The following is a 20,454-nucleotide window of genomic DNA, read 5'->3' on the forward strand; positions in this document are numbered from 1 at the left end:
GATGCATAGGCATAGGAAACGGGGTGAGACTATGAGAAAAAAGCATTATAAGCCCGAGAAAAAGCAAGAAAGCTTCCGCGAAACACTGGCGCGGGCAGCCGAAGAAATGGAGATCCAGGCCGGGCCGGTTTTAGATCTGCCCGCGGTGGAATGCAGCACAAGAAGCGTTTTGGTGGAACGCCACCACGGTATTTTGGAATATACGAAGGAATCCATTCGCATCGCCGCCCGCGAGCTCACGCTCAGGGTCACCGGCATGGGGCTGGAGATCGTGGCCATGACAGCGGAAGAACTGGAGATCAGGGGCGATATCGCTTCCGTGGAATTCATCCGACAGGGGGCCGAAAAATGCTGCTGAGCGCCATCAACTATGCGCGGGGAAACATCCGCATTGAGATCCGCGGCGCGGCGGTGGAACGGTTTTTGAACCTTTGCGCGCAAAACGGAGTGGAATTCTGGAAATTAAAACGGATCGAAGAAGATACTGTGCGCGCCACGGTGCGCATCGAAGGCTTTCGAAAACTGCATCTTTTTGCGGGCAAGACCATGTGTCATGTGCATATCCTGCGCCGAAGCGGCGTTCCGTTTTTGCTGGAACGGCTGCGGCCCCGGGTGGCCCTTTGGCTGGGGATGCTCATCTGCCTGGCCGGGGTGTGGGTTTCGGGAAAATTTTTGTGGGAGATCCGCATCGAAGGCTGTGAGGCCCATCAGCAGGCCGAGGTGCTTCGGCTGGCTGAAGCTTCGGGGCTTCATACGGGAATGCTGGGCAGCAAAGTGGATACCGATGAAGTGAAGCGCTATATTTTGTCGCACAGTGAAAAATATGCGTTCGTTTCGGTGAATATCAAAGGAACACGGGCAGAGATCACGGCTTACCCCCGCGCGGCGCAGCCCGAGATGATCCCGCAGGATCAGCCCTGCGATATCATCGCGGATAAGGCGGGCATCATCGACAGCGCCATTGTGCGCAGCGGCGTGAAGATCAAAAAAATCGGCGAAACCGTTTTAGAAGGCGACCCGCTGGTTTCGGGCCTTGTGATGAATGAAAACGGCGAATGGTTCATGGTGCATTCTCAGGCGGATATCACTTTGAGAACCTGGCGCAAAATACAGACTGCCATGCCCGCCACGGTCATGGTCAAAACCGAAACGGGGCGCTCAAAGACCCGCTGGTCACTGGTTTTGGGAAGAAAAAGACTCTCTCTTTCTTTGATTGAAAGTGAGCCGTTCGCGTGTTATGATAAGCATATGCAAAAAAAGACTTTGAAGTTGGGAGAAAACAATCGGCTGCCTTTGGCCCTCGTCTGCGAGCGCTATGCCGAAATCAAGCTCCGGCCATTCACAATTTCAGAGGAATTATGCAAAGAGACGCTGCAGCAGCGCCAAGAGGAGATGCTCAGCCGGTGGCTGCCGGATGCCAAGGTGGTAAAGGCCGAATTCTCCTGCGATTATACGGAAAAGGTCGCCAAAGGGATCTTTTCTGCCGAATGTCGCGAACAGGCAGGAATTTTGAAAAAAATAACGGAAGTACCGACGGTACCGGAGGAAAAACATCGGAATGATTGAACAGATCATCAATGTGGAACGGATGGAACAGATCATCGATTTATTTGGCTCGTTTGATGAAAACATTCGTTTGCTGGAAAAAGAATATGGCGTGAACATCGTTTTTCGCGACAACAACCTGAAAATCTGCGGCGAACCCGAAGCGGTGATGGATGCCGAAACCGCCATGCAGGGCTTATTGTCACTGACGGCGCGCGGCGAGCAGATCACCCCGCAGAATGTGAATTATATCCTTTCGCTCATCCGCGACGGCCAGCAGGATAAACTCAGCCAGATAGGCGGCGGCGTCGTGTGCGTCACGGCCAAAGGCAAGGCCATCAAGGCCAAGACCCTCGGCCAGCAGGAATATCTCGACACCATTGAAAAACAGACCATCACCCTTGGGGTGGGCCCCGCGGGAACGGGCAAAACCTATCTGGCGGTGGCCAAGGCTGTGGTGGCTTTTCGTGAAAAGGCCGTCAACCGCATTATTCTGACCCGCCCCGCGGTGGAAGCGGGCGAGAAGCTGGGCTTTTTGCCGGGCGATCTGCAAAACAAGGTCGATCCTTATCTGCGCCCGCTGTATGACGCCCTTTTTGAAATGCTGGGCGCCGAAACCTTTCAGCGTTATCAGGAAAAGGGCAATATCGAAGTGGCGCCGCTGGCCTATATGCGCGGGCGCACGCTGGATGATTCCTTCATCATTCTGGATGAGGCGCAAAACACCACGCCCGAGCAGATGAAAATGTTTCTGACCCGCATGGGCTTTCATTCGAAAGTGGTCATCACGGGCGATATCACCCAGATCGATCTGCCGGATGGCAAGCTCAGCGGCCTGAAAGAAGCCATGCGCGTTTTAAAGGATGTGGAAGGCATCGGCATCTGCACCCTCACTTCGCGTGATGTTGTGCGCCATGAGCTGGTGCAGCGCATCGTGAACGCTTATGCCAAATATGACGAACAGAAACAGAAAAACAGGCAGACCCCCAAAGAAAAAGAGAAAAGAGGCGGCGGGCGTGGGCAGTTTAAAAATTAACTTTCTGGGCGAAAAGCCATGCAGAGACCGCGAAGCCGAAGCGCTGATGCGCAAAGCGGCCCGCGCGGCGGTGAAAAAAGTGGCGCCCCAGTGGAAAGCTTCGGTGGATATCACCCTGACCGATAACGAGGGCATCGCCGCCATCAACGGCGAATACCGCGGCAAACCGGTGGCCACGGATGTGCTCTCTTTCCCGATGCTCGAAATGAAAAACGGCGTTTGTGAAGGGGATATCGTTTTGGAAACCGACCCGGATACCGGCTGTGTGCCGCTGGGCGACATGATCATCTCGGTGGAAAAGGCCAGAGCCCAGGCGGAAGAATTCGGCCACGGATTCGAGCGGGAATGCGCCTACCTCACGGTGCATTCCATTCTGCATCTGCTGGGCTATGACCATGTGGAAGCGGAAGAAGACCGCAGATTGATGCGCGGCCTGGAAGAAGAAATTATGCAGGAGCTGGGGCTTTTGCGGGAAACAGGAGAAAATATATGATAGAAAAGACAGGCGTTTTCTCGGTGGTGGGAAGACCCAACGCGGGCAAATCGACGCTGACCAACACTTTATGCGGGGCCAAAGTGGCCATCGTATCCAATAAACCCCAGACAACGCGCAACAGGATCACCGGGGTTTTGACGAAGGGAACCGTGCAGATGGTGTTTTTGGATACCCCCGGTCTGCATAAACCGCAAAATTCGCTGGGCGATTATATGGTGAAGATCGTCAACAAGACTGTAACGGATGTGGATGCCGCCATTCTGATCGTGGAACCGGTGGCGCGCGTGGGCATCCCCGAACAGATGCTCATCGACCGCATCAGGCAGGATCATATCCCCGCCATTCTGGTCATCAACAAGATCGATACCATCCCCAATGAAAAACTGCTTGAGATCATGGATGTTTACGGAAAAGCCCATGAGTTCCTGGCCATCGTGCCGGTATGCGCCCGCACGGGCAAAGGGGTTTCCGTTCTGCTGGAAGAACTGGATAAGCTGTGCATCGAATCCCCCGCGCTGTTCCCGGAAGATATGATATCCGATCAGCCCGAGCGCCAGCTCATTGCCGAGATCATCCGTGAAAAGATCCTTCAGAAATTAGATAAAGAGATCCCCCACGGCGTGGCGGTGGAGATTGAAAAAATGGAAGAACGCGAAACGGGCACCGTGGCGGTCTATGCCGCCATCTATTGCGAAAAGAAAAGCCATAAAGGCATTCTGATCGGCAAAGGCGGCGAGATGCTCAAAAAGATCGGCGCCACCGCCCGCTATGAAATTGAAAAATTGCTCGATACAAAGGTTTATCTGGAACTGTGGGTGCGCGTGAAAGAAGATTGGCGCAACAACCCCAACCAGATCCGCAACTTCGGTTACGAAGAAGAATAAAAGGGCAGCCGTTTCCTGAAAGGCCAAAACTTGCCTCTGCTTTTTTGCCCGCCGCGCGGCATACTAAAAGCAGGAGGGAATCACCATGGAACAGCAGACACAGCGCGCGGCATGGCGGTTTTTTTGCCGAACGGGGCTACCGGAAGCCTATCTTTTCTATGCCGCCCGGAAGGAGCGCGGAGGGGAATGATCTCCTCCGGTTACATAACGATGTTTTTTACCACAAAAGGGCTCGTCATCCGCACGGCGGATTGGCGCGAAGGCGACAGAATTTTAACGGTGATGACGGAAGATCGGGGCAAGCTTTCCATGAAAGCCCCCGGTGTGCGCCGCAAAAACAGCAAACTGGGGCCCGCGGGCCAGCTGTTTGCCTATGGCAATATGACGGTTTATGAAAACGGCGGCCACCACACACTGCAGGATTTTGAAAGCCTGGAACAATTTTATAAGCTTTCGGCCGATCTGGATGCGCTGGCGCTGGCTTCTTATTTTTGCGAACTGCTTTCCACCGAAGGCGAAGAAGATCTGCCCGCGCCGGGGATGCTGCGCCTTGCGCTCAACAGCCTGTATGCGCTGGCCAATCATCTTTTTCCGGATCGCCAGATCAAGGCCTGTTTCGAGCTGCGCTTTCTGGCCATCACAGGCTATGAACCCGATCTCTGGCGCTGCGCGGCCTGCGGGGCACAGCCCGAAGACCCGCTGGTGGCCTTAGAACAGGGCCGGCTTTACTGCGCCGACTGCCGAGCGGCCGCGCGGGGAAAAACCATGCGGCTCAACCGCGCCGCGCTGCAGGCGGCAAGATATGTTTTAAGATGCGATTTGAAAAAACTGTTCTCTTTTCGCGTCGAAGACGCCGATCTGCGGCTGCTGGGCGATTTTGCCGAAGCCTATTTATTGACAAGGCTCGAGCGCGGCTTCCGCACGCTGGATTTTTACCATTCCTTGCAGGTAGGAGATGCAACATGACAGAATTACAAAAAAAATCTCATAGAACTTTGGAACTCGACAAGGTGCTGGAGCTGCTGGCGAAAGAAGCGGTTTGCCCCGCGGCCAAAGAAATGGCCCTTTCGCTGGAACCTTGCGAGACCCTTTATGAATGTGAAAAGCTTCAGCAGCAATGCGAAGACGCCATGCGTCTGGCGGGGCAGTTCGGAAGCCCTTCGTTCAGCGGCGTGAAGGATGTTTCTTCGGCGCTGGAACGGGCCGACAGAGGCGGTTATCTGAATATGCGCGAGCTGCTGGATGTGGCGGCGCTTTTGAAAACCGCGCGCATGACAAAAAACTATCTGGAAAAAGACTCACAGATGCAGACGGTTCTGGATGAATATTTCATGCGCCTGGCCGGCAACAAATATCTGGAAGAAAAAATCGAGATGGCCATTGTTTCCGAAGAAGAAATCGCGGATAACGCCAGCCCCGAGCTGCGCGATATCCGGCGGGCCATGCGCAACGCCGCGGCAAAGATCCGCGAAGTGCTGGGGAAGATCGTTTCTTCCACCACCAATTCAAAAGCGCTGCAAGATTCCATCATCACCACCCGCGGCGATCGGTTCGTTGTGCCGGTGAAGGCCGAATTTAAAGGCGCGATCCCCGGGCTTATCCACGATGTCAGCTCCAGCGGCGCCACGATTTTTGTGGAACCCATGCAGGTGGTGGAACTCAACAACACCATCCGGGAGCAAAAGGCCAAGGAAAAGAACGAGATCGACCGCATCCTCGCGGAATTATCGTCGGAAGTGGCGGCTTTTGCTTCTTCCATCGCAAGCGATTATGAACAGCTTTGCCGTTTGGATTTTATTTTTGCCAAAGCGAAACTGGCCTATAAGATGAAGGCGCTTCGCCCGCGGCTGACGGAAAAGGGCAGAACCATGCTCAAGCGCGCCCGCCATCCGCTGCTGCCGATGGATCAGGCGGTGCCCATCGAATTTCTCATCGGCGGCAAAACAAACGCCGTCATCATCACGGGCCCCAACACCGGCGGCAAAACCGTCAGCCTGAAAACGCTGGGCCTGCTCACCCTGATGAGCCAGTGCGGTCTGCAGATCCCCTGCGGGGAAGACAGCGTGGTCTGCGTTTATCCCCGCGTGCTGGCCGATATCGGGGATGAACAAAGCATCGAGCAATCGCTTTCCACTTTTTCGGCGCATATGAAAAATATTGTGGAAATTTTAAAAGAAGCGGGGGAAGGCAGCCTTGTTTTAATGGATGAACTGGGCGCCGGAACCGACCCTGTCGAGGGCGCGGCGCTGGCTGTATCCATCATCGAGCATCTGCGCGAGCACGGCTCTGTGGTGGCGGCCACCACCCATTATGCCGAACTGAAGACCTATGCGCTGGAAACCGAAGGGGTGGAAAACGCTTCCTGTGAATTTGATGTGGCCACCCTGCGGCCCACCTATAAACTGGTGTTCGGTATCCCAGGCAAATCCAACGCGTTTGCCATTTCACAGCGGCTGGGGCTGGATCTTTCCATCATCGAAAAGGCGAAAACCACAATGGATCACCAGAATATCCAGTTTGAAGATGTGATCCGCACACTGGAAGAAAAACGGCAGAGCATGGAACGCACGCTGGAACAGGCGCAGCGCGACAAAGAACGGGCCGAAAAAGACCGTGAAGACGCGCGAAAAGCCTATGATTCCATTGATAAAGACCGGCAGGCGCTGCTGGAAGCGGCCCGCCGCCAGGCGCAGGAACTGCTGGATGACGCCAAACGCACCGCCGACAACACTTTGGAAGAAGTGCGCAAGATCCGGCGCGAACAGGAACAGGGCGCGGCGGAGCGCAATCTTTCGGAAGCGCGGGCCGTGATGATGGGCCGGCTTTCCGAAGCGCAGCGCAAAGTTCTTGAAAAGAAAATTCAAAAAAAGGCCACACCGCTGCCAAGGGCGCTGCAGCAGGGCGACCTGGTGGAGATCGCCGAAAACGGCATGCAGGCCACCGTGGCCGAAACCCCGAAACCCGGCGAGCGCGTCAGATTGATGGCGGGCATTATGAAATTGACGGCGAAGCCCGAAGAGCTGACTTTGCTTTCGGCCGCGCCGCCCCCCAAAAAGAAAGAACGCGGCTCGGTGAAATTCACCCCGGCGGCCACCGGCGGGCGCGCTTCCAGCGAAGTGGATGTGCGCGGCATGACGGCGGATGAAGCGGTGAGCGAAGTGGAAAACTTCATCGATCTTGCGTTTCGCATGAAATTGCCGGCGGTGACGGTCATCCACGGCAAAGGCACCGGCGTTTTGAGAAAGGCTGTTCATGTCTGCCTGAAAGGCAAACCCTATGTGGAATCGTTCCGCCTGGGCACTTATGGCGAAGGCGAAAGCGGCGTGACGATCGTCACCATGAAACTGAAATAGTTTTATCACGCGAGATGGAAAAATAATGTGCGAGAGATGGGGAAGTGAGGATGATGCCCGGTTTGGGTACGGTCGTGAATGTCGCGGCCATTTTGGCGGGTGGCTTTTTGGGCATCCTGCTGAAAAAAGGAATTTCGGAACGGTTCAAAAATATTATTTTTCAGGCCATGGGCGCGGCCATTCTGATGATCGGTCTGTCGGGTGCCATGAGCGGCATTTTAAAGCTCAACGACAAAGGCGGGCTGGAAACCCAGTATGTGCTGATTATGATTTTGTCGCTGGTGCTGGGCGGGGTGATCGGCGAAGCGCTCAGGCTTGACCGCCTGTTTGATCGCGCGGGTGAAGGCATGCGCCGCCTTTTCAGCAAAAACGGCAAGGGCAACGGCAATGATGTGGGCAGCGGGTTTGCAAACTGCACCATTTTATATTGCGCCGGCGCCATGGCCATCGTGGGGGCTGTGCAGGATGGTCTGATGTCTGATCCCACCATGCTGATCGCCAAAGGCATGATCGATGGAATCACCTCTGTGCTGTTTGCCACGGTATATGGCGTGGGGGTGCCGCTGAGCGCGGTTTCGGTGGGGCTTTATCAGGGGCTTATCACTTTGCTTGCCGTGTTCATCAAGCCGTGGCTTACAGAAACCGTGGTCATCCAGATGTCGCTGGTGGGCTCCATCGTGCTGATGCTGTTGGCGTTCAACCTGTGGGATATGAAAAAATTCAATGTGGCGAACCTGATCCCTGCCGCATTTATGCCTCTTTTCTTCTCTCTGATTCAAAAGCTTTGGTCGTAATGCATAACTTTATAAAAATATATTGCACAAAGTGCAGGGTTCTGCTATGATATGTGTAATAAGAAGCAAGAAAGCGGGGTAGCTTAAGTGTTTTCGAAAGAAGCAACAATCACCAATCAGGTAGGTCTTTATGCAAGACCGGCAACCTTCTTTATTCAGAAGGCGAATGAGTTCCGCAGCACAATTCTGATCGATAAGGATGACCGCAAGGTCAACGCAAAGAGCTTGCTGGGCGTTCTGTCCCTGGGCATCACCAAGGGCAGCGTCATTACGATTTCCGCTGAAGGCGCCGATGAAGAAGAAGCGGTGAACGCGCTTTGCAATCTCATCGCATCCAATTTCGGCGAATAATTTTCGAATCAAATATGCCGGATGAAGCGGCATCACACCAAGGCAACAGGCGCCGCGTGGTTTTCATGCGGCGCTGTTTTTATGGAAAGCAATCGCTTCGGAGGGGCTTATGGCAAACCCAAAAATAGATGAATTGAAAGAAAAAGCCGCGCTGCTGCCGCTGCTGCCCGGCGTTTATCAAATGTTCGACGGCAGCGGCGAGATCATTTATATCGGCAAAGCCAAAGCGCTGAAAAACAGGGTCAGCCAGTATTTTGTCAATCTGGCTTCCCATACGCCCAAAACCTTGAAGATGGTCTCGCAGGTGGATCACTTTGAAACGATCATCACCGGCACGGAATTCGAAGCCCTGCTTTTGGAATGCGCGCTCATCAAGAAGCATAAACCCAAATATAACATCCTTTTGAAAGATGATAAGGGCTATCCTTTTTTAAGGCTTTCTTCCGAAGAATATCCGCGGTTTTCCATCGTTTCGAAACCCGCCGATGACGGATGCCGCTATTTCGGGCCCTACGGCGGCAGAAGCGGGGCCAAAATGGCGCTGGATACTGCCCTGCAAACCTTTATGCTGCCCACCTGCCATTTGAAATTTCCGCGGGATATCGGCAAAAGCCGCCCCTGCCTCAACAGCCATATCGGCCGCTGCTGCGCGGTTTGTTCGGGCAAGATCTCGCCGCAGGAATATGGAGAGCTGATCCGCCAGGTCTGCCTGCTTTTAGATGGAAAATATCAGGGCCTGAGCAGCCAGATCCAAACGGAGATGGAAGAAGCCGCCGAACAGCTGCAATTCGAGCGTGCCGCCGCGCTGCGCGACCGTATGCGGGCGGTGGATCGGCTGGGCTTGAGCCAGCTGATCATTTCGGGCGCTTTATCCGATCTGGATGTGATCGCTTTTTCTGTGAGAGAGGCCCGCGGCTGCGTGGTGATGCTCAATTATGTGGGCGGCAATCTGCTGGATAAAAAGAAAGAATTCTTCGACGGTGTATCGGAAAACGATGCTTCCGATGTGATCGAAGGCTTTATGAAGCAATATTACGGCATGACCCAGCGCTCGCCGAAGATCATTTTGATCTCGCATCCTCTGGAGGATGAAGAAACTTTGGCGCAGTGGCTGGGCAGCCTGAGAAAAAGCAAAGTGTTTTTATCGGTGCCGCAGCGCGGCGAAAAGCGAAAACTGCTGATGCTGGCGCTGGAAAACGCCCGGCAGGAACTGGAGCAGCTGGAAAAGCGTGAACAGAAAACGGCGCGGTCGCTGGAACTTCTGGCGGAAACGCTGGGGCTTGAAAACCCGCCGCGGCGCATCGAAGCTTTTGATATTTCACATCTGGCGGGCAGCGATGCGGTGGCGGGGATGACCGTTTTTCAAGAAGGGCGGCCGCTGCGCAGCGCTTACCGCAAATTTCGCATGAAAGAAGCGCTGGCGGGGGATGATTACGGTTCGATGCAGGAAGCGCTGCGGCGCCGCCTCCAGCGGGCTGCAGACGGAGATGTGGGCTTTTTGCCGCTGCCCGATCTGTTTTTGATCGATGGCGGCGCGGGGCAGGTTTCGGTGGTGAACCGTGTGCTGGAAGAGATGCGCTGCGCGATCCCGGCTTACGGCATGGTGAAAGACGACCACCACAGAACACGCGCGCTGGTGGATGAGCATAACCATGAATTCGGCATCAAAACGCTGCCGGCGGTGTTCGCTTTTGTGGGAACCATTCAGGAAGAGACCCACCGCTATTCCATTGAATATCAAAAAAATCTGCGAACCAAATCCATCAAGGGTTCTTCTTTGTTAGAGATCGAGGGGCTGGGCGAACAGCGCCTGCGGGCGCTGCGCCGCCGTTTCGGCAGCATCGCGGCCATCCGCGGGGCCACCGAAGATCAGCTGGCGGCCGTGGTGCCGCGCAGCCTGGCGCGGCATATGATCGAAGTTTTTGCAAAACAGGCGCAGGAGGATGAAAAATGAAAGTGATTACAGGCTCGGCCCGGGGCAAAAGACTGGTGACGCCCGAAGGGCTTGACACCCGCCCCACCACCGACCGCGTGAAAGAATCGGTTTTTAATATCGTGCAGTTCCATGTGCCCGGGGCGCGTGTTTTGGATCTTTTCGCGGGCAGCGGCCAAATGGGCATCGAAGCGCTGTCGCGCGGGGCCGTTTTCTGCGTGTTCGCCGATAAAGACAAACAGGCGCAGAAAGCCATCGGCACCAATTTGAAAAACACGGGCTTTGCCGGCCAGAGCCGCGTTTTCGCCGGGGATTCCTTTGCCGCGCTGGAAAGCCTGCGCGATGAAAAATTCGACCTGATCTTTTTGGATCCGCCCTACGGCGGCCAGATGCTTAACGCGGCGCTGAAAAAAATATGTTTGTTTGACAACTTGCGAAGCGGTGGTATAATAATATGCGAAAGCGCGCAAAAAGACGAAATCGAACCTCTTGAAGCGCCTTATTGTGTGAAAAAAGAATACCATTACGGCAAAATCAAACTCACGGCGATCACGCGAGAGGATGGCTTGGCATGACCTTGGCAATTGTGCCGGGAAGTTTCGACCCGGTGACCTATGGACATTTGGATATCGTTCGCCGGGCGTCAAAGCTTTTCGATAAGGTGATCGTTCTGGCGATGGTCAACGAGGCCAAGCAAACCTTTTTTTCGCCCGAAGAGCGGCTGATGATGCTGCGGGAAAGCGTGAAGGGGATGCCCGGGGTGGCGGCCGATTTTTTCGGCGGCATGACTTATGATTACATTCGCGATCATGGGGTGGATGTGATCGTCAAAGGGGTGCGCAACCCAAAGGATTTTGAATATGAAGCGCAGATCGCGCTTTTCAATCAGGAACACGCCCCCATGGCCGAAACCATGTTTTTTTATGCCGATCCAAAATTGAAAGGCATCAGTTCCAGCGCGGCGAAACAGGCGTTTGCCGCCGGGCAGGATATCACGGATAAAGTTCCGCCCATCGTTTTAGAAATGCTTCGAATGAAACAGGAACAATTGAAATAACAGATAAGGGGATTGCACATGGCTGGAAATACGATTGAAGAACTGGTCAACACGATGTATGAAATGGTTCAGGATGCAAGCGGCATCCCGCTGATGAGCGACCGCTGTGTTATCGACCGCGAAAAAGCGCTGGATATCCTTGACGAGATCCGCGCGAATATCCCGAGCGATCTGAAAATGGCTCGCGATATTGTGGAAAAACGCGAAGCCTTCTTAAATTCCGGCAAGCGCGAAGCCGAAACCATTCGCAAGCAGGCCGAAGAACTGGCTCGCCAAAAAGTGAACGAAAACGATTTGACCATCGCGGCGAGAAAACATTCCGCCGAGATCATCGCCACCGCTGAAAAAAGATCGAAAGAGCTGATGGGCGCGGCCAACGCATATTGCGACGACGCCATGAAGAGAACCGAAGAAGCCATTGCCCAGGCGCTGGATGAAGTGAAAGCCTCGCGGGTCAACCTGCGTCAGGTCAACCGCGAAAGACAGCAGCAGGAACGCTCGGAAAATCAATAAGCAAAAAGCCTCAAGACCCAATGTTTCATAAATGAGCAGCCGCCCTCCGTTTGCAGAAAATCTGCAAGCGGAGGGCGGCTTTTTGCTTTTATGACGGTGTATGCAGGAAAATTTATAAACATAAATTGTTTTTTTAACGCAGAAAAGAAATAAAACAAGACGAAAAAACGCTTTCCATAATTTGAAAGATATCAAAAGAAAAAGCAGTGGTTTATTCGACAAAATGGTGGAAAAATAGAATAGAAAAGCAAAAATCGAACATTTGTTCTTTATGCTAAAAAACTCGCGTTTTCTTAAAAAAACGGCATGATTTGAGGAAAAATAATTTGGGAAAAGCCTTGCAATTGTAACAGCGCAACGATATAATAAAAGAACAAAGTGGTGAAAAGTGGAGCGAAGTGCCACAAAGTGCAAACAAAAGGGCCGGAGGTGGGGAAGATGCGCGGCGAGTTTCAGCATAATATCGATGCAAAGGGCCGTTTGTTTATCCCTGTCAAACTCCGCGATTCGCTGGGCAGCGAGTTCATCGTCACAAAAGGGCTGGATGGCTGCCTCTTTGTTTATTCCGGCGAGGCGTGGCAGGTGCTGGAAGATAAGATCAGCCAGCTGCCGCTTTCCAAATCTCGAAATTTGCAGCGCTTTTTCTTTTCCAGCGCGGCAGATTGCGAACCGGATGCCCAGGGCCGCGTGGTGATCCCCCAGAACCTGAGAGAATATGCGGGCCTGACAAAAGAAGTAACGGTGATCGGCGTTTCGGGCCGTGTTGAAATTTGGGATACACAGCGCTGGAAGGCTTATAACGATGAACTGACTTCTGAAAGCATCGAGAACGCCATGGAAGACATTGGCTTTTAACAGCGGGAGGAAACATGGAGTTTTCACATATTTCGATTATGCCGGAAGAATGCATGGAGGGCCTTGCGATCCGCCCCGACGGCATCTACTGTGATGGGACAACGGGCGGCGGCGGCCATTCGCTGCTCATCGCGCAGCGCCTTTCCGAAAAGGGCAGGCTGATCTGCATCGACCGCGACAGCGAAGCGCTGAAAGCGGCGGAAGAGCGTTTGTGGGAACATCGAAGCAAAATCACTTTTGTAAAAAGCAATTTTTCAGAGATCGCCCAAGTGTTAAAACAGCTGGGCATCGATGGCATCGACGGGATGCTGCTGGATCTGGGGGTTTCCTCTTATCAGCTGGATAACGGCCGGCGCGGGTTTTCTTATATGCAGGATGCCCCGCTTGACATGAGGATGGATCAAACCCAGAGCTTCAGCGCCTATGATGTGATCAACACCTATTCTCAGGAAGAACTGAAACGCGTTTTGTGGGAATACGGCGAAGAAAAATTCAGCGGGCGTATTGCCAGGGCCATTGAACAGGCCCGGCAGGAAAAACCGATAGAGACCACCTTTGAACTGGTGGATATCATAAAAAACGCCATGCCGGCGCAGGCAAAACGCGAAGCGCAGCATCCGGCAAAACGCAGCTTTCAGGCCATCCGCATCGAAGTGAACGGCGAACTGAAAGCGGTGGAAGAAGCGGTGGAAAATGTGATCGATGTGCTTCTTCCCGGCGGGCGCATCGCGGTGATGAGCTTTCATTCATTGGAAGACCGCATCGTTAAAAATGTATTCGCGCGAGAAGCCAAAGGCTGCACCTGCCCCAGCAATTTTCCTGTTTGTGTTTGCGGCAAAAAGCCGCGGGTGAAGCTGATTTCAAAAGGCGTTATCATGGCGAAAGAAAAAGAAGTGGAAGAAAACCCCCGCTCTCGCTCGGCAAAGCTGAGAGTGGCTGAGAAGTTATAGAGGAGGAAGAAGCCCTATGGCCAACAGCAGAAGAGCCGCGGCAACCAAGGAAAGTGTTGCATATGATTATTCGCGCTTAACACAGCGGGAGCAGCAACAGCTGCAGCAATCCAAGCAAACGCTTCAGGTGCATCAAGGCGGAAAAAAGGCCAGGATCCCCTATGGCAAATACGCGGCCATTTTCGGCGGCGTTTTCGCGGCGCTTTTCGTCATCGTGTTCAGCTATATGCAGGTGGCCGTTTTAACGGGCCAGAACGCGGCGATCCGCGATCAGCTTGAAGAGCTGAAAAGCGATGAAAACGCTTTGAACGCCAAAACAGAGCAGATCTTCAACCTCAGCTATGTGGAAGATCGGGCGAAGAATGTTCTGGGCATGGTCAAAGCCGAAAGCAGCCAGATGAGCTATGTGGATCTTTCCAAGGGCGATGTGGTAGAGATCAATAAAAACGAAACCCAGACCCCGCAGTTTATTTCCAACCTGGTGAAAAGTTTTCAGGCGGTCGTGTCATATTTGAAGTAATGATAAGAATAAAATGAAGATGAGAGCAGAGAAGTGAGGAATGTAGTTTTTCGTTTCTTGCTCTCATTTTTTTCATAAACAGGTGAGTAAATGGCTAAGAAACCAAATTCAATGATGCGCTTTCGGCTGCTGATCATCGGCGGGCTGCTGGGCATTGCCGCCTTTATGGTGGTGGTGGTAAAACTGTTCAGCCTTCAGGTGATGAGTTATCAGATCTACGAAGAAAAAGCCGTGGAACAGCAGACGAGAGATAAAACAATTGCCGCCACACGCGGCACTATTTATGATTGCAACATGAAGCCGCTGGCCATCAGCGCCACGGTGGAAATGGTGACGCTGGAAGCACGAAAGATCAACAGCGATGAAGAAGCGGAACTGATCGCGCAAAAGCTTTCGGAATTGCTGGGGATGGATTATCAAACCGTGCTGGCCAAAACCGCCAAGCGTGATTCCGCTTATGAAGTGGTAAAGCGCGGGGTGGAAAAAGAAGTGGCCGATCAGATCCGCGCTTTCATCAGCGATTATAACAAACAGGTCGCGGAATATAACAAAACCGCGGGCAAAGAAAAAACCAAAGAAAAAATGAACTGCATCTATCTGGTGCCCGATACCAAGCGCTATTATCCCTTCGGCAATTTCGCGGCCCATGTGCTGGGCTTCGTGGGTTCTGATAACCAGGGCCTCGATGGGGTGGAAGCGGTTTATGACGATTATCTCACGGGAACACCGGGCAGGATCATCACCGCCACTGACGCGGCCGGCGAAGAAATGCCTTATTCTTATGAGATGTATTATGAAGCCGAAGACGGATGCAGCGTTGTTTTGACTGTGGATGAAGTCATTCAGCATTATCTTGAAAAAAACCTTGAGATCGCTTCGTTTGATAACAAAGTGGCAAACGGCGTTACCGGCATCATCATGGATGTCAACACCGGCGGCATTTTGGCCATGGCCACAAAAAACGATTATAACCCCAACGAACCGTTCAAACTTTCAGAATCGGAACAGGCGCGCATCGCCGCGCTGCCGCAGGATCAGCAGGCGGAAGCAACAAAGGCCGCCCGCCAGAAACAGTGGCGAAACAAGGCCATTTCCGATACATATTACCCCGGTTCGACCTTTAAAATTTTAACGGCTTCCATGGCGCTGGAAGAAAAAACGGTCAGCGTCAACAGCACTTTTTATTGCAACGGCAGCCGCAAGGTGGAAGGCTGGCCTTCCCCCATCAAATGCTGGAAATATCCCAACGCCCACGGCACACAGACGCTGTATCAGGCCATCCAGAATTCCTGCAACCCGGCGTTTATCGATATCGGCCTTTCGGTGGGCGCGGCGAACTTCTTAAAATATGTTCGCGCGTTTGGTCTCACAGAAAAAACAGGGGTCGATCTTCCCGGTGAAGCTTCCGGCATTTTCCACAGTGAAAAGAAGTTCCTTTCGCAGAATGTCGATCTGGCCACCGCAAGTTTCGGCCAGAACTTTTCCGTTACGCCGCTTCAGCTGGTAACTGCCGTTTCGGCGGTGGCCAACGGCGGCAACCTGATGAAGCCCTTTGTGGTGAAAGAAATTTTGGATGCCAAGGGCAATATCGTGAAAAGCACAGAACCCACGGTCGTGCGCCAGGTGATCTCGAAAGATACCTCCGTGCTCATGCGCGATATTTTGGAATCCGTCGTGACGGTGGGCACCGGCAAAAACGCCTATGTGGCGGGTTACCGCATCGCCGGCAAGACCGGCACCACCGAAAAGATCGCCGATCAGATCCAACAGAACAGAAACGATCTGCGCGTGGCTTCGTTTATGGCTTTCGCGCCTGCGGATGACCCGCAGATCGCCCTGCTTGTGCTTTTGGATGAACCCACCGTGGCGGTGAAAACGGGCGGCATTACCGTGGGCCCGGTCATCCGCCGCATTATGGAAGATGTGCTGCCTTATATCGGCGTGGAACCCACCTATAACGCGGGTGAGCTGACAGAAAAAGATGTCACGATGCCGGCCATCGTGGGCAAAAGCAAAGTGGAAGCCGAAAGCGCTTTGGCAAAGGTTGGGCTTGCAAGCCGAACCGTGGGCACAGGCGCCACCGTCACCGATCAGATCCCCGAAGCGGGCGCAAGCATTCCCAGCAGCGCGCAGGCGGTCATCTATTATGGCGGGCATAAATCGGCGGATCTTGTAACGGTTCCCGATGTTACGGGGCTTTCTGTTTCGGCGGCTCAGGCAAAAATGGAAAAGGCGGGCCTTTACATGAGAAAATCGGGCGCGCCCGGCAATTCCGGCAATATCGTGGCAAACAAACAGAGCGCTGCCGCGGAAACCCAGGTGAAACTGGGCTCTGTGGTCACAGTGGAATTCACTGATCTGGATCAGCGCGCAGAATAAATTGAAACGGGATGGTGGAACATGAAACTTATTCAAGTGCTAAACAATGTTGATGTTGTGAGGGCTGCCTGCAGCCAGGATATCGAAATTACCGATATCTGTTATGATTCTCGCAAGATCGTTCCCGGGGCGGCGTTTGTGGCGGTTTCCGGGTTCCAGACAGATGGGCATAAATATATCCGCCAGGCGATGGAAGGCGGCGCTTCGGTGGTGATTTGTGAAAGCGCTCCCGAAAGCAAGGTGCCTTATATCCTGGTGAACGACAGTCGGCTTGCGCTGGCGCAGATGTCCAATAATTTCTTCGGCCATCCCGGCGAAAGCATGAAAGTGATCGGGGTGACGGGAACCAACGGCAAAACCACCACCACTTACTTGATCAAAACGATTCTTGAACAGGCGCTGGGCGCCAAAGTGGGGCTGATGGGCACAAACGCCAATATGATCGGCAGCGAAGTTTATCCCACCGAGCGCACCACGCCCGAATCTTATGAAGTGTTTCGGATGCTGGGCAAAATGAGAGACGCCGGCTGCGATTATGCGGTGATGGAGGTTTCTTCTCATTCGCTGATGCTCGATCGTGTGCATGGCATCAAATTTGAAGTGGGCGTTTTCACCAATCTCACCCGCGACCATCTGGATTTTCACAAAACCATGGAAGAATATCGAAACGCCAAAGCGCGCCTGTTCCCGATGTGCCGCTTTGGGGTGGTGAATCTGGATGATGAAGCGGGCCGCTACATGGTTTCCAAGGGCAACTGCCATTTCCAGACCTATTCCGCCGAAAACGATGCGGCCGATCTGGTGGCAAAAAACATCAATCTGAAAGCCGACCGTGTGGAATTCGAAGCGGTGATCAAGGGTTATATCAACCGCATCACCCTGGGAATCCCCGGCATGTTTTCGGTTTATAACGCGCTGGCGGCCACAGGCTGCGCGCTGGCGCTGGGCATTCCGCTGGGCGAGATCGCGCTGGCGATGAAAATGGCCCATGGCGTGAAGGGCCGCGCGGAAGTTGTGCCGGTTCCCGCCGATTACACTGTTTTGATCGATTACGCCCATTCGCCCGATGGCATCGCCAATATTTTAAAGGCTGTGCGCGGGTTTGCCAAAGGCCGCGTGATCGCGCTGTTCGGCTGCGGCGGCGACCGCGATAAAACAAAGCGCCCCATCATGGGCAAGCTGGCCGCCGAACTTTCCGATTGCTGCATCGTTACTTCCGATAACCCGCGAACAGAAGAACCGCGGGCGATCATCGATGATATTTTAGAGGGCATGAAGGGCTGCCAAAAGCCCATGGCGGTGATCATCGACCGCCGCGAGGCCATTGCCTTCGCGCTGAAAAACGCCAAAAAAGACGATGTGATCGTGCTGATGGGCAAAGGCCATGAAACCTATCAAGAGATCAACCACGAAAAACATCATTTGGATGAACGCGAAGAAGTGGAGAAGTTTTTCAAAAACGAGAAGAAAAAATAAGAACTGCCGGCGAATATGGTTTGCCGCTGCGCGCAGCCGCCATCGGCGCTGCGCGCAAAGGTATGTTTGGGAAGATCATCCGAAATCAGGGGGAGTTTAAGAAATGGGAACAACGGCACTGGCATTTTTGATCGGGTTTGTGGTGACGGCCGTCATCGGAATGCCGACGATCCGATTTTTGAAAAAATTGAAGTTTGGCCAAAAAATCTTGGAAGACGGCCCGACCTGGCATATGAAAAAGCAATATACCCCCACCATGGGCGGCCTGATGTTTATTATCGGGCTGATGGCGGCGCTGGCGGTTTCTTTGCCGGCCATTCTGAAAAAAAGCGATATCCGCCCGATGCTGGTGTTTGCGTTCTCCATGATCTTCGGGCTCATCGGCGTGATCGATGATTATACAAAAATCAAGAAAAAACAAAATCAGGGGCTGACCCCGATGCAGAAGCTGCTGCTTCAAATCGCGGCGGCGGCCCTGTTCGTCACGGTTCTGCGTCAATTGGGGCTGCTGACAGGCGAGCTTTATGTGCCGTTTTTTGATGTGACATGGCATTGGCCCTGGCTTTGCTATCTGCCGTTTGCGATCTTCATTATTGTGGGCACCGTCAACGCGGTGAACCTCACCGATGGCATTGACGGCCTTGCCGCCACGGTCACTTCGGTGGTCTGCCTGTTTTTCACCGCGGTGTTCCTGCTTGAAAACAACGGTGTGACGCAGGTGTTTTCGGCGGGCCTGCTGGGCGGTCTGCTGGGCTTTTTGATCTTCAATAAAAACCCCGCGAAAGTGTTTATGGGCGACACGGGCTCGCTGTTTTTGGGCGGGGCTGTCTGCGGCATGGCGTTTGCCAGTGATCTGCCGCTGGTGCTGATCCCCGTGGGCATCATCTATATTGCCGAAACCCTTTCCGACATCATCCAGGTAAGCTATTTCAAGATCAGCGGCGGCAAGCGCATTTTCAAAATGGCGCCGCTGCATCACCATTTCGAAATGTGCGGCTGGAGCGAAAAAAAGATCGTCGGTGTGTTTTCTTCCATCACGGCGATCTGCTGTCTGCTGGCTTATTTTGCCTTGCGCAGCCGCTATGGCGCATGATCTTTCTCAATCAGGCGGAGGTGTATTCCCATTAAAACGAAAACCACGAATATCGAGCTGACGCAACAGCCGAAAAAGAAAAAACGATATACCTCGATGGATGCGCCTTTTTTGATCTTAACGCTTCTTTTGCTTTCACTGGGGCTTGTGGTTTTGTTTTCGGCCAGCTATGCGGCGGCAGGCAGCAAAAGCAACATGAAGCCCACCTATTTCATATCGAGGCAGGCGCTTTTCGCGGGCCTTGGCATCATCGCGATGCTGATGGCTTCCCGAATCGACTATCACCGGTGGCAAAAATTCGCGCTGCCGCTGATGCTGATTTCTCTGGCGCTGCTGGTGATCGTTCTGGTTCCCGGCATTGGCGTGGAACATAACAAGGCCCGCCGCTGGCTGAACTTATATATCACCGAATTTCAGCCTTCCGAGCTTGCAAAATTTGCAATGATCCTTTGCTTTGCCAAACTCATCAATATCATGGGCCCCAAGCGCATGAAAACCATCCGCTATGGCATTTTGCCTTTTTGCGCCATTCTGGCGGTGGTGGTGCTGCTGCTGATCAAACAGCCTCACCTTTCGGCGGCGATCACCATTGTGCTGACAGGCGGCGTTCAAATGTTTTTGGGCGGCATCGGCTGGGGCTGGATGGTGGCGGCGATGGGCGGATTGGTGGCGGTGGTGTTCGCCGCGCTGAACGGCGCGCTGGCGTTTCTGCCCCATGCTCAGAAGCGCGTGGATGTGTGGCTCGACCCGTTCAGCGATTTTCGCGGAAGCGGCTGGCAGGCATCGCAATCGCTGATCGCCATCGGTTCCGGCGGGTTTTGGGGGCTTGGCCTGGGGCAGGGCCGCCAGAAACATTTATATCTGCCCGAACCTTATAACGATTTTATTTTTGCCGTGGCTTGCGAAGAACTCGGTTTCGTAGGCGCCGTGCTGATCATTGTGGCTTTCGCGGCGCTGATCGTTCGCGGTTATCAAATCGCGGGCCGTGCCCCCGATCGTTTCGGCATGCTGCTGGTGGTGGGCATCACCACACAGATGGCGCTGCAAACCATTATCAATATGAGCGTGGTCACGGGGCTGATGCCCGTTACCGGTGCGGCGCTTCCGTTCTTCAGCTACGGCGGCACTTCGCTGCTGATGCTGATGGGCGAAGTGGGTATTGTTTTAAGCGTGTCACGCAGCATCCCCGCACCGAAAAAGGGATGATTTTAAAGAAGAG

The 20,454-nt window shown here is 53.5% G+C and carries 20 protein-coding genes; all 20 read left to right on the forward strand.

What is annotated here, in order from left to right:
- Nucleotides 1-31: 31 nt before the first annotated feature.
- The gene (locus tag ACJA3I_RS05345) at nt 32-358 is read left to right on the forward strand and encodes a YabP/YqfC family sporulation protein (protein WP_458863729.1); all 327 of its coding nucleotides are present in this window, start codon (nt 32-34) and stop codon (nt 356-358) included.
- Nucleotides 349-1,566: a sporulation protein YqfD gene (locus tag ACJA3I_RS05350; protein WP_458863730.1), complete on the forward strand. Its 1,218-nt coding sequence runs from the start codon at nt 349-351 to the stop codon at nt 1,564-1,566. Before ACJA3I_RS05345 ends, ACJA3I_RS05350 begins: the two co-directional genes overlap by 10 nt.
- On the forward strand, nt 1,559-2,581 hold the full coding sequence (locus tag ACJA3I_RS05355; RefSeq protein WP_458863731.1) for a PhoH family protein: 1,023 nt from the start codon (nt 1,559-1,561) through the stop codon (nt 2,579-2,581). Before ACJA3I_RS05350 ends, ACJA3I_RS05355 begins: the two co-directional genes overlap by 8 nt.
- Nucleotides 2,562-3,074, forward strand: coding sequence for an rRNA maturation RNase YbeY (gene ybeY, locus ACJA3I_RS05360; protein ID WP_458863732.1), 513 nt, complete (start codon nt 2,562-2,564; stop codon nt 3,072-3,074). The genes ACJA3I_RS05355 and ybeY overlap by 20 nt, the downstream gene beginning before the upstream one ends.
- Nucleotides 3,071-3,961 carry a GTPase Era gene (era, locus tag ACJA3I_RS05365; RefSeq protein ID WP_458863733.1) on the forward strand — a complete coding sequence of 297 codons (891 nt, stop codon included), beginning with the start codon at nt 3,071-3,073 and terminating at the stop codon, nt 3,959-3,961. The genes ybeY and era overlap by 4 nt, the downstream gene beginning before the upstream one ends.
- Before the next feature lie 210 nt (nt 3,962-4,171).
- A complete protein-coding gene (gene recO / locus ACJA3I_RS05370) occupies nt 4,172-4,927 on the forward strand; it encodes a DNA repair protein RecO (RefSeq protein ID WP_458863734.1) in 756 nt (251 codons plus the stop codon).
- The gene (locus tag ACJA3I_RS05375) at nt 4,924-7,314 is read left to right on the forward strand and encodes an endonuclease MutS2 (protein WP_458863735.1); all 2,391 of its coding nucleotides are present in this window, start codon (nt 4,924-4,926) and stop codon (nt 7,312-7,314) included. The genes recO and ACJA3I_RS05375 overlap by 4 nt, the downstream gene beginning before the upstream one ends.
- A 62-nt stretch (nt 7,315-7,376) precedes the next feature.
- Nucleotides 7,377-8,108, forward strand: a complete 732-nt coding sequence (locus ACJA3I_RS05380) for a DUF554 domain-containing protein (protein WP_458863736.1) — start codon at nt 7,377-7,379, stop codon at nt 8,106-8,108.
- 87 nt (nt 8,109-8,195) lie between these two features.
- Nucleotides 8,196-8,459 (forward strand): HPr family phosphocarrier protein, encoded by a 264-nt coding sequence (locus ACJA3I_RS05385; protein WP_458863737.1) that lies wholly within the window; start codon nt 8,196-8,198, stop codon nt 8,457-8,459.
- A gap of 109 nt (nt 8,460-8,568) precedes the next feature.
- Nucleotides 8,569-10,413, forward strand: a complete 1,845-nt coding sequence (gene uvrC / locus ACJA3I_RS05390; protein WP_458863738.1) for an excinuclease ABC subunit UvrC — start codon at nt 8,569-8,571, stop codon at nt 10,411-10,413.
- Complete coding sequence (gene rsmD / locus ACJA3I_RS05395) at nt 10,410-10,967, forward strand: 16S rRNA (guanine(966)-N(2))-methyltransferase RsmD (protein WP_458863739.1); 558 nt, start codon at nt 10,410-10,412, stop codon at nt 10,965-10,967. Before uvrC ends, rsmD begins: the two co-directional genes overlap by 4 nt.
- A complete protein-coding gene (gene coaD, locus ACJA3I_RS05400) occupies nt 10,964-11,449 on the forward strand; it encodes a pantetheine-phosphate adenylyltransferase (protein ID WP_458863740.1) in 486 nt (161 codons plus the stop codon). Before rsmD ends, coaD begins: the two co-directional genes overlap by 4 nt.
- Before the next feature lie 18 nt (nt 11,450-11,467).
- Nucleotides 11,468-11,962, forward strand: a complete 495-nt coding sequence (locus ACJA3I_RS05405) for a hypothetical protein (RefSeq protein ID WP_458863741.1) — start codon at nt 11,468-11,470, stop codon at nt 11,960-11,962.
- A gap of 438 nt (nt 11,963-12,400) precedes the next feature.
- A complete protein-coding gene (gene mraZ / locus ACJA3I_RS05410) occupies nt 12,401-12,817 on the forward strand; it encodes a division/cell wall cluster transcriptional repressor MraZ (protein WP_458863742.1) in 417 nt (138 codons plus the stop codon).
- A gap of 14 nt (nt 12,818-12,831) precedes the next feature.
- A complete protein-coding gene (gene rsmH / locus ACJA3I_RS05415) occupies nt 12,832-13,767 on the forward strand; it encodes a 16S rRNA (cytosine(1402)-N(4))-methyltransferase RsmH (RefSeq protein WP_458863743.1) in 936 nt (311 codons plus the stop codon).
- Nucleotides 13,768-13,783: 16 nt separating this feature from the next.
- Nucleotides 13,784-14,287 carry an FtsB family cell division protein gene (locus ACJA3I_RS05420; protein WP_458863744.1) on the forward strand — a complete coding sequence of 168 codons (504 nt, stop codon included), beginning with the start codon at nt 13,784-13,786 and terminating at the stop codon, nt 14,285-14,287.
- 90 nt (nt 14,288-14,377) lie between these two features.
- A complete protein-coding gene (locus ACJA3I_RS05425; RefSeq protein WP_458863745.1) occupies nt 14,378-16,666 on the forward strand; it encodes a penicillin-binding transpeptidase domain-containing protein in 2,289 nt (762 codons plus the stop codon).
- A gap of 21 nt (nt 16,667-16,687) precedes the next feature.
- A complete protein-coding gene (locus ACJA3I_RS05430; protein ID WP_458863746.1) occupies nt 16,688-18,142 on the forward strand; it encodes a UDP-N-acetylmuramoyl-L-alanyl-D-glutamate--2,6-diaminopimelate ligase in 1,455 nt (484 codons plus the stop codon).
- Nucleotides 18,143-18,245: 103 nt separating this feature from the next.
- Nucleotides 18,246-19,235, forward strand: a complete 990-nt coding sequence (gene mraY / locus ACJA3I_RS05435) for a phospho-N-acetylmuramoyl-pentapeptide-transferase (RefSeq protein WP_458863747.1) — start codon at nt 18,246-18,248, stop codon at nt 19,233-19,235.
- A 111-nt stretch (nt 19,236-19,346) separates the two neighbouring features.
- Nucleotides 19,347-20,441 (forward strand): putative lipid II flippase FtsW, encoded by a 1,095-nt coding sequence (gene ftsW / locus ACJA3I_RS05440; protein WP_458863748.1) that lies wholly within the window; start codon nt 19,347-19,349, stop codon nt 20,439-20,441.
- Nucleotides 20,442-20,454: the final 13 nt, after the last annotated feature.

This window comes from Acidaminobacterium chupaoyuni, from assembly GCF_047936785.1.
Classification (GTDB): domain Bacteria; phylum Bacillota; class Clostridia; order Oscillospirales; family Butyricicoccaceae; genus Acidaminobacterium; species Acidaminobacterium chupaoyuni.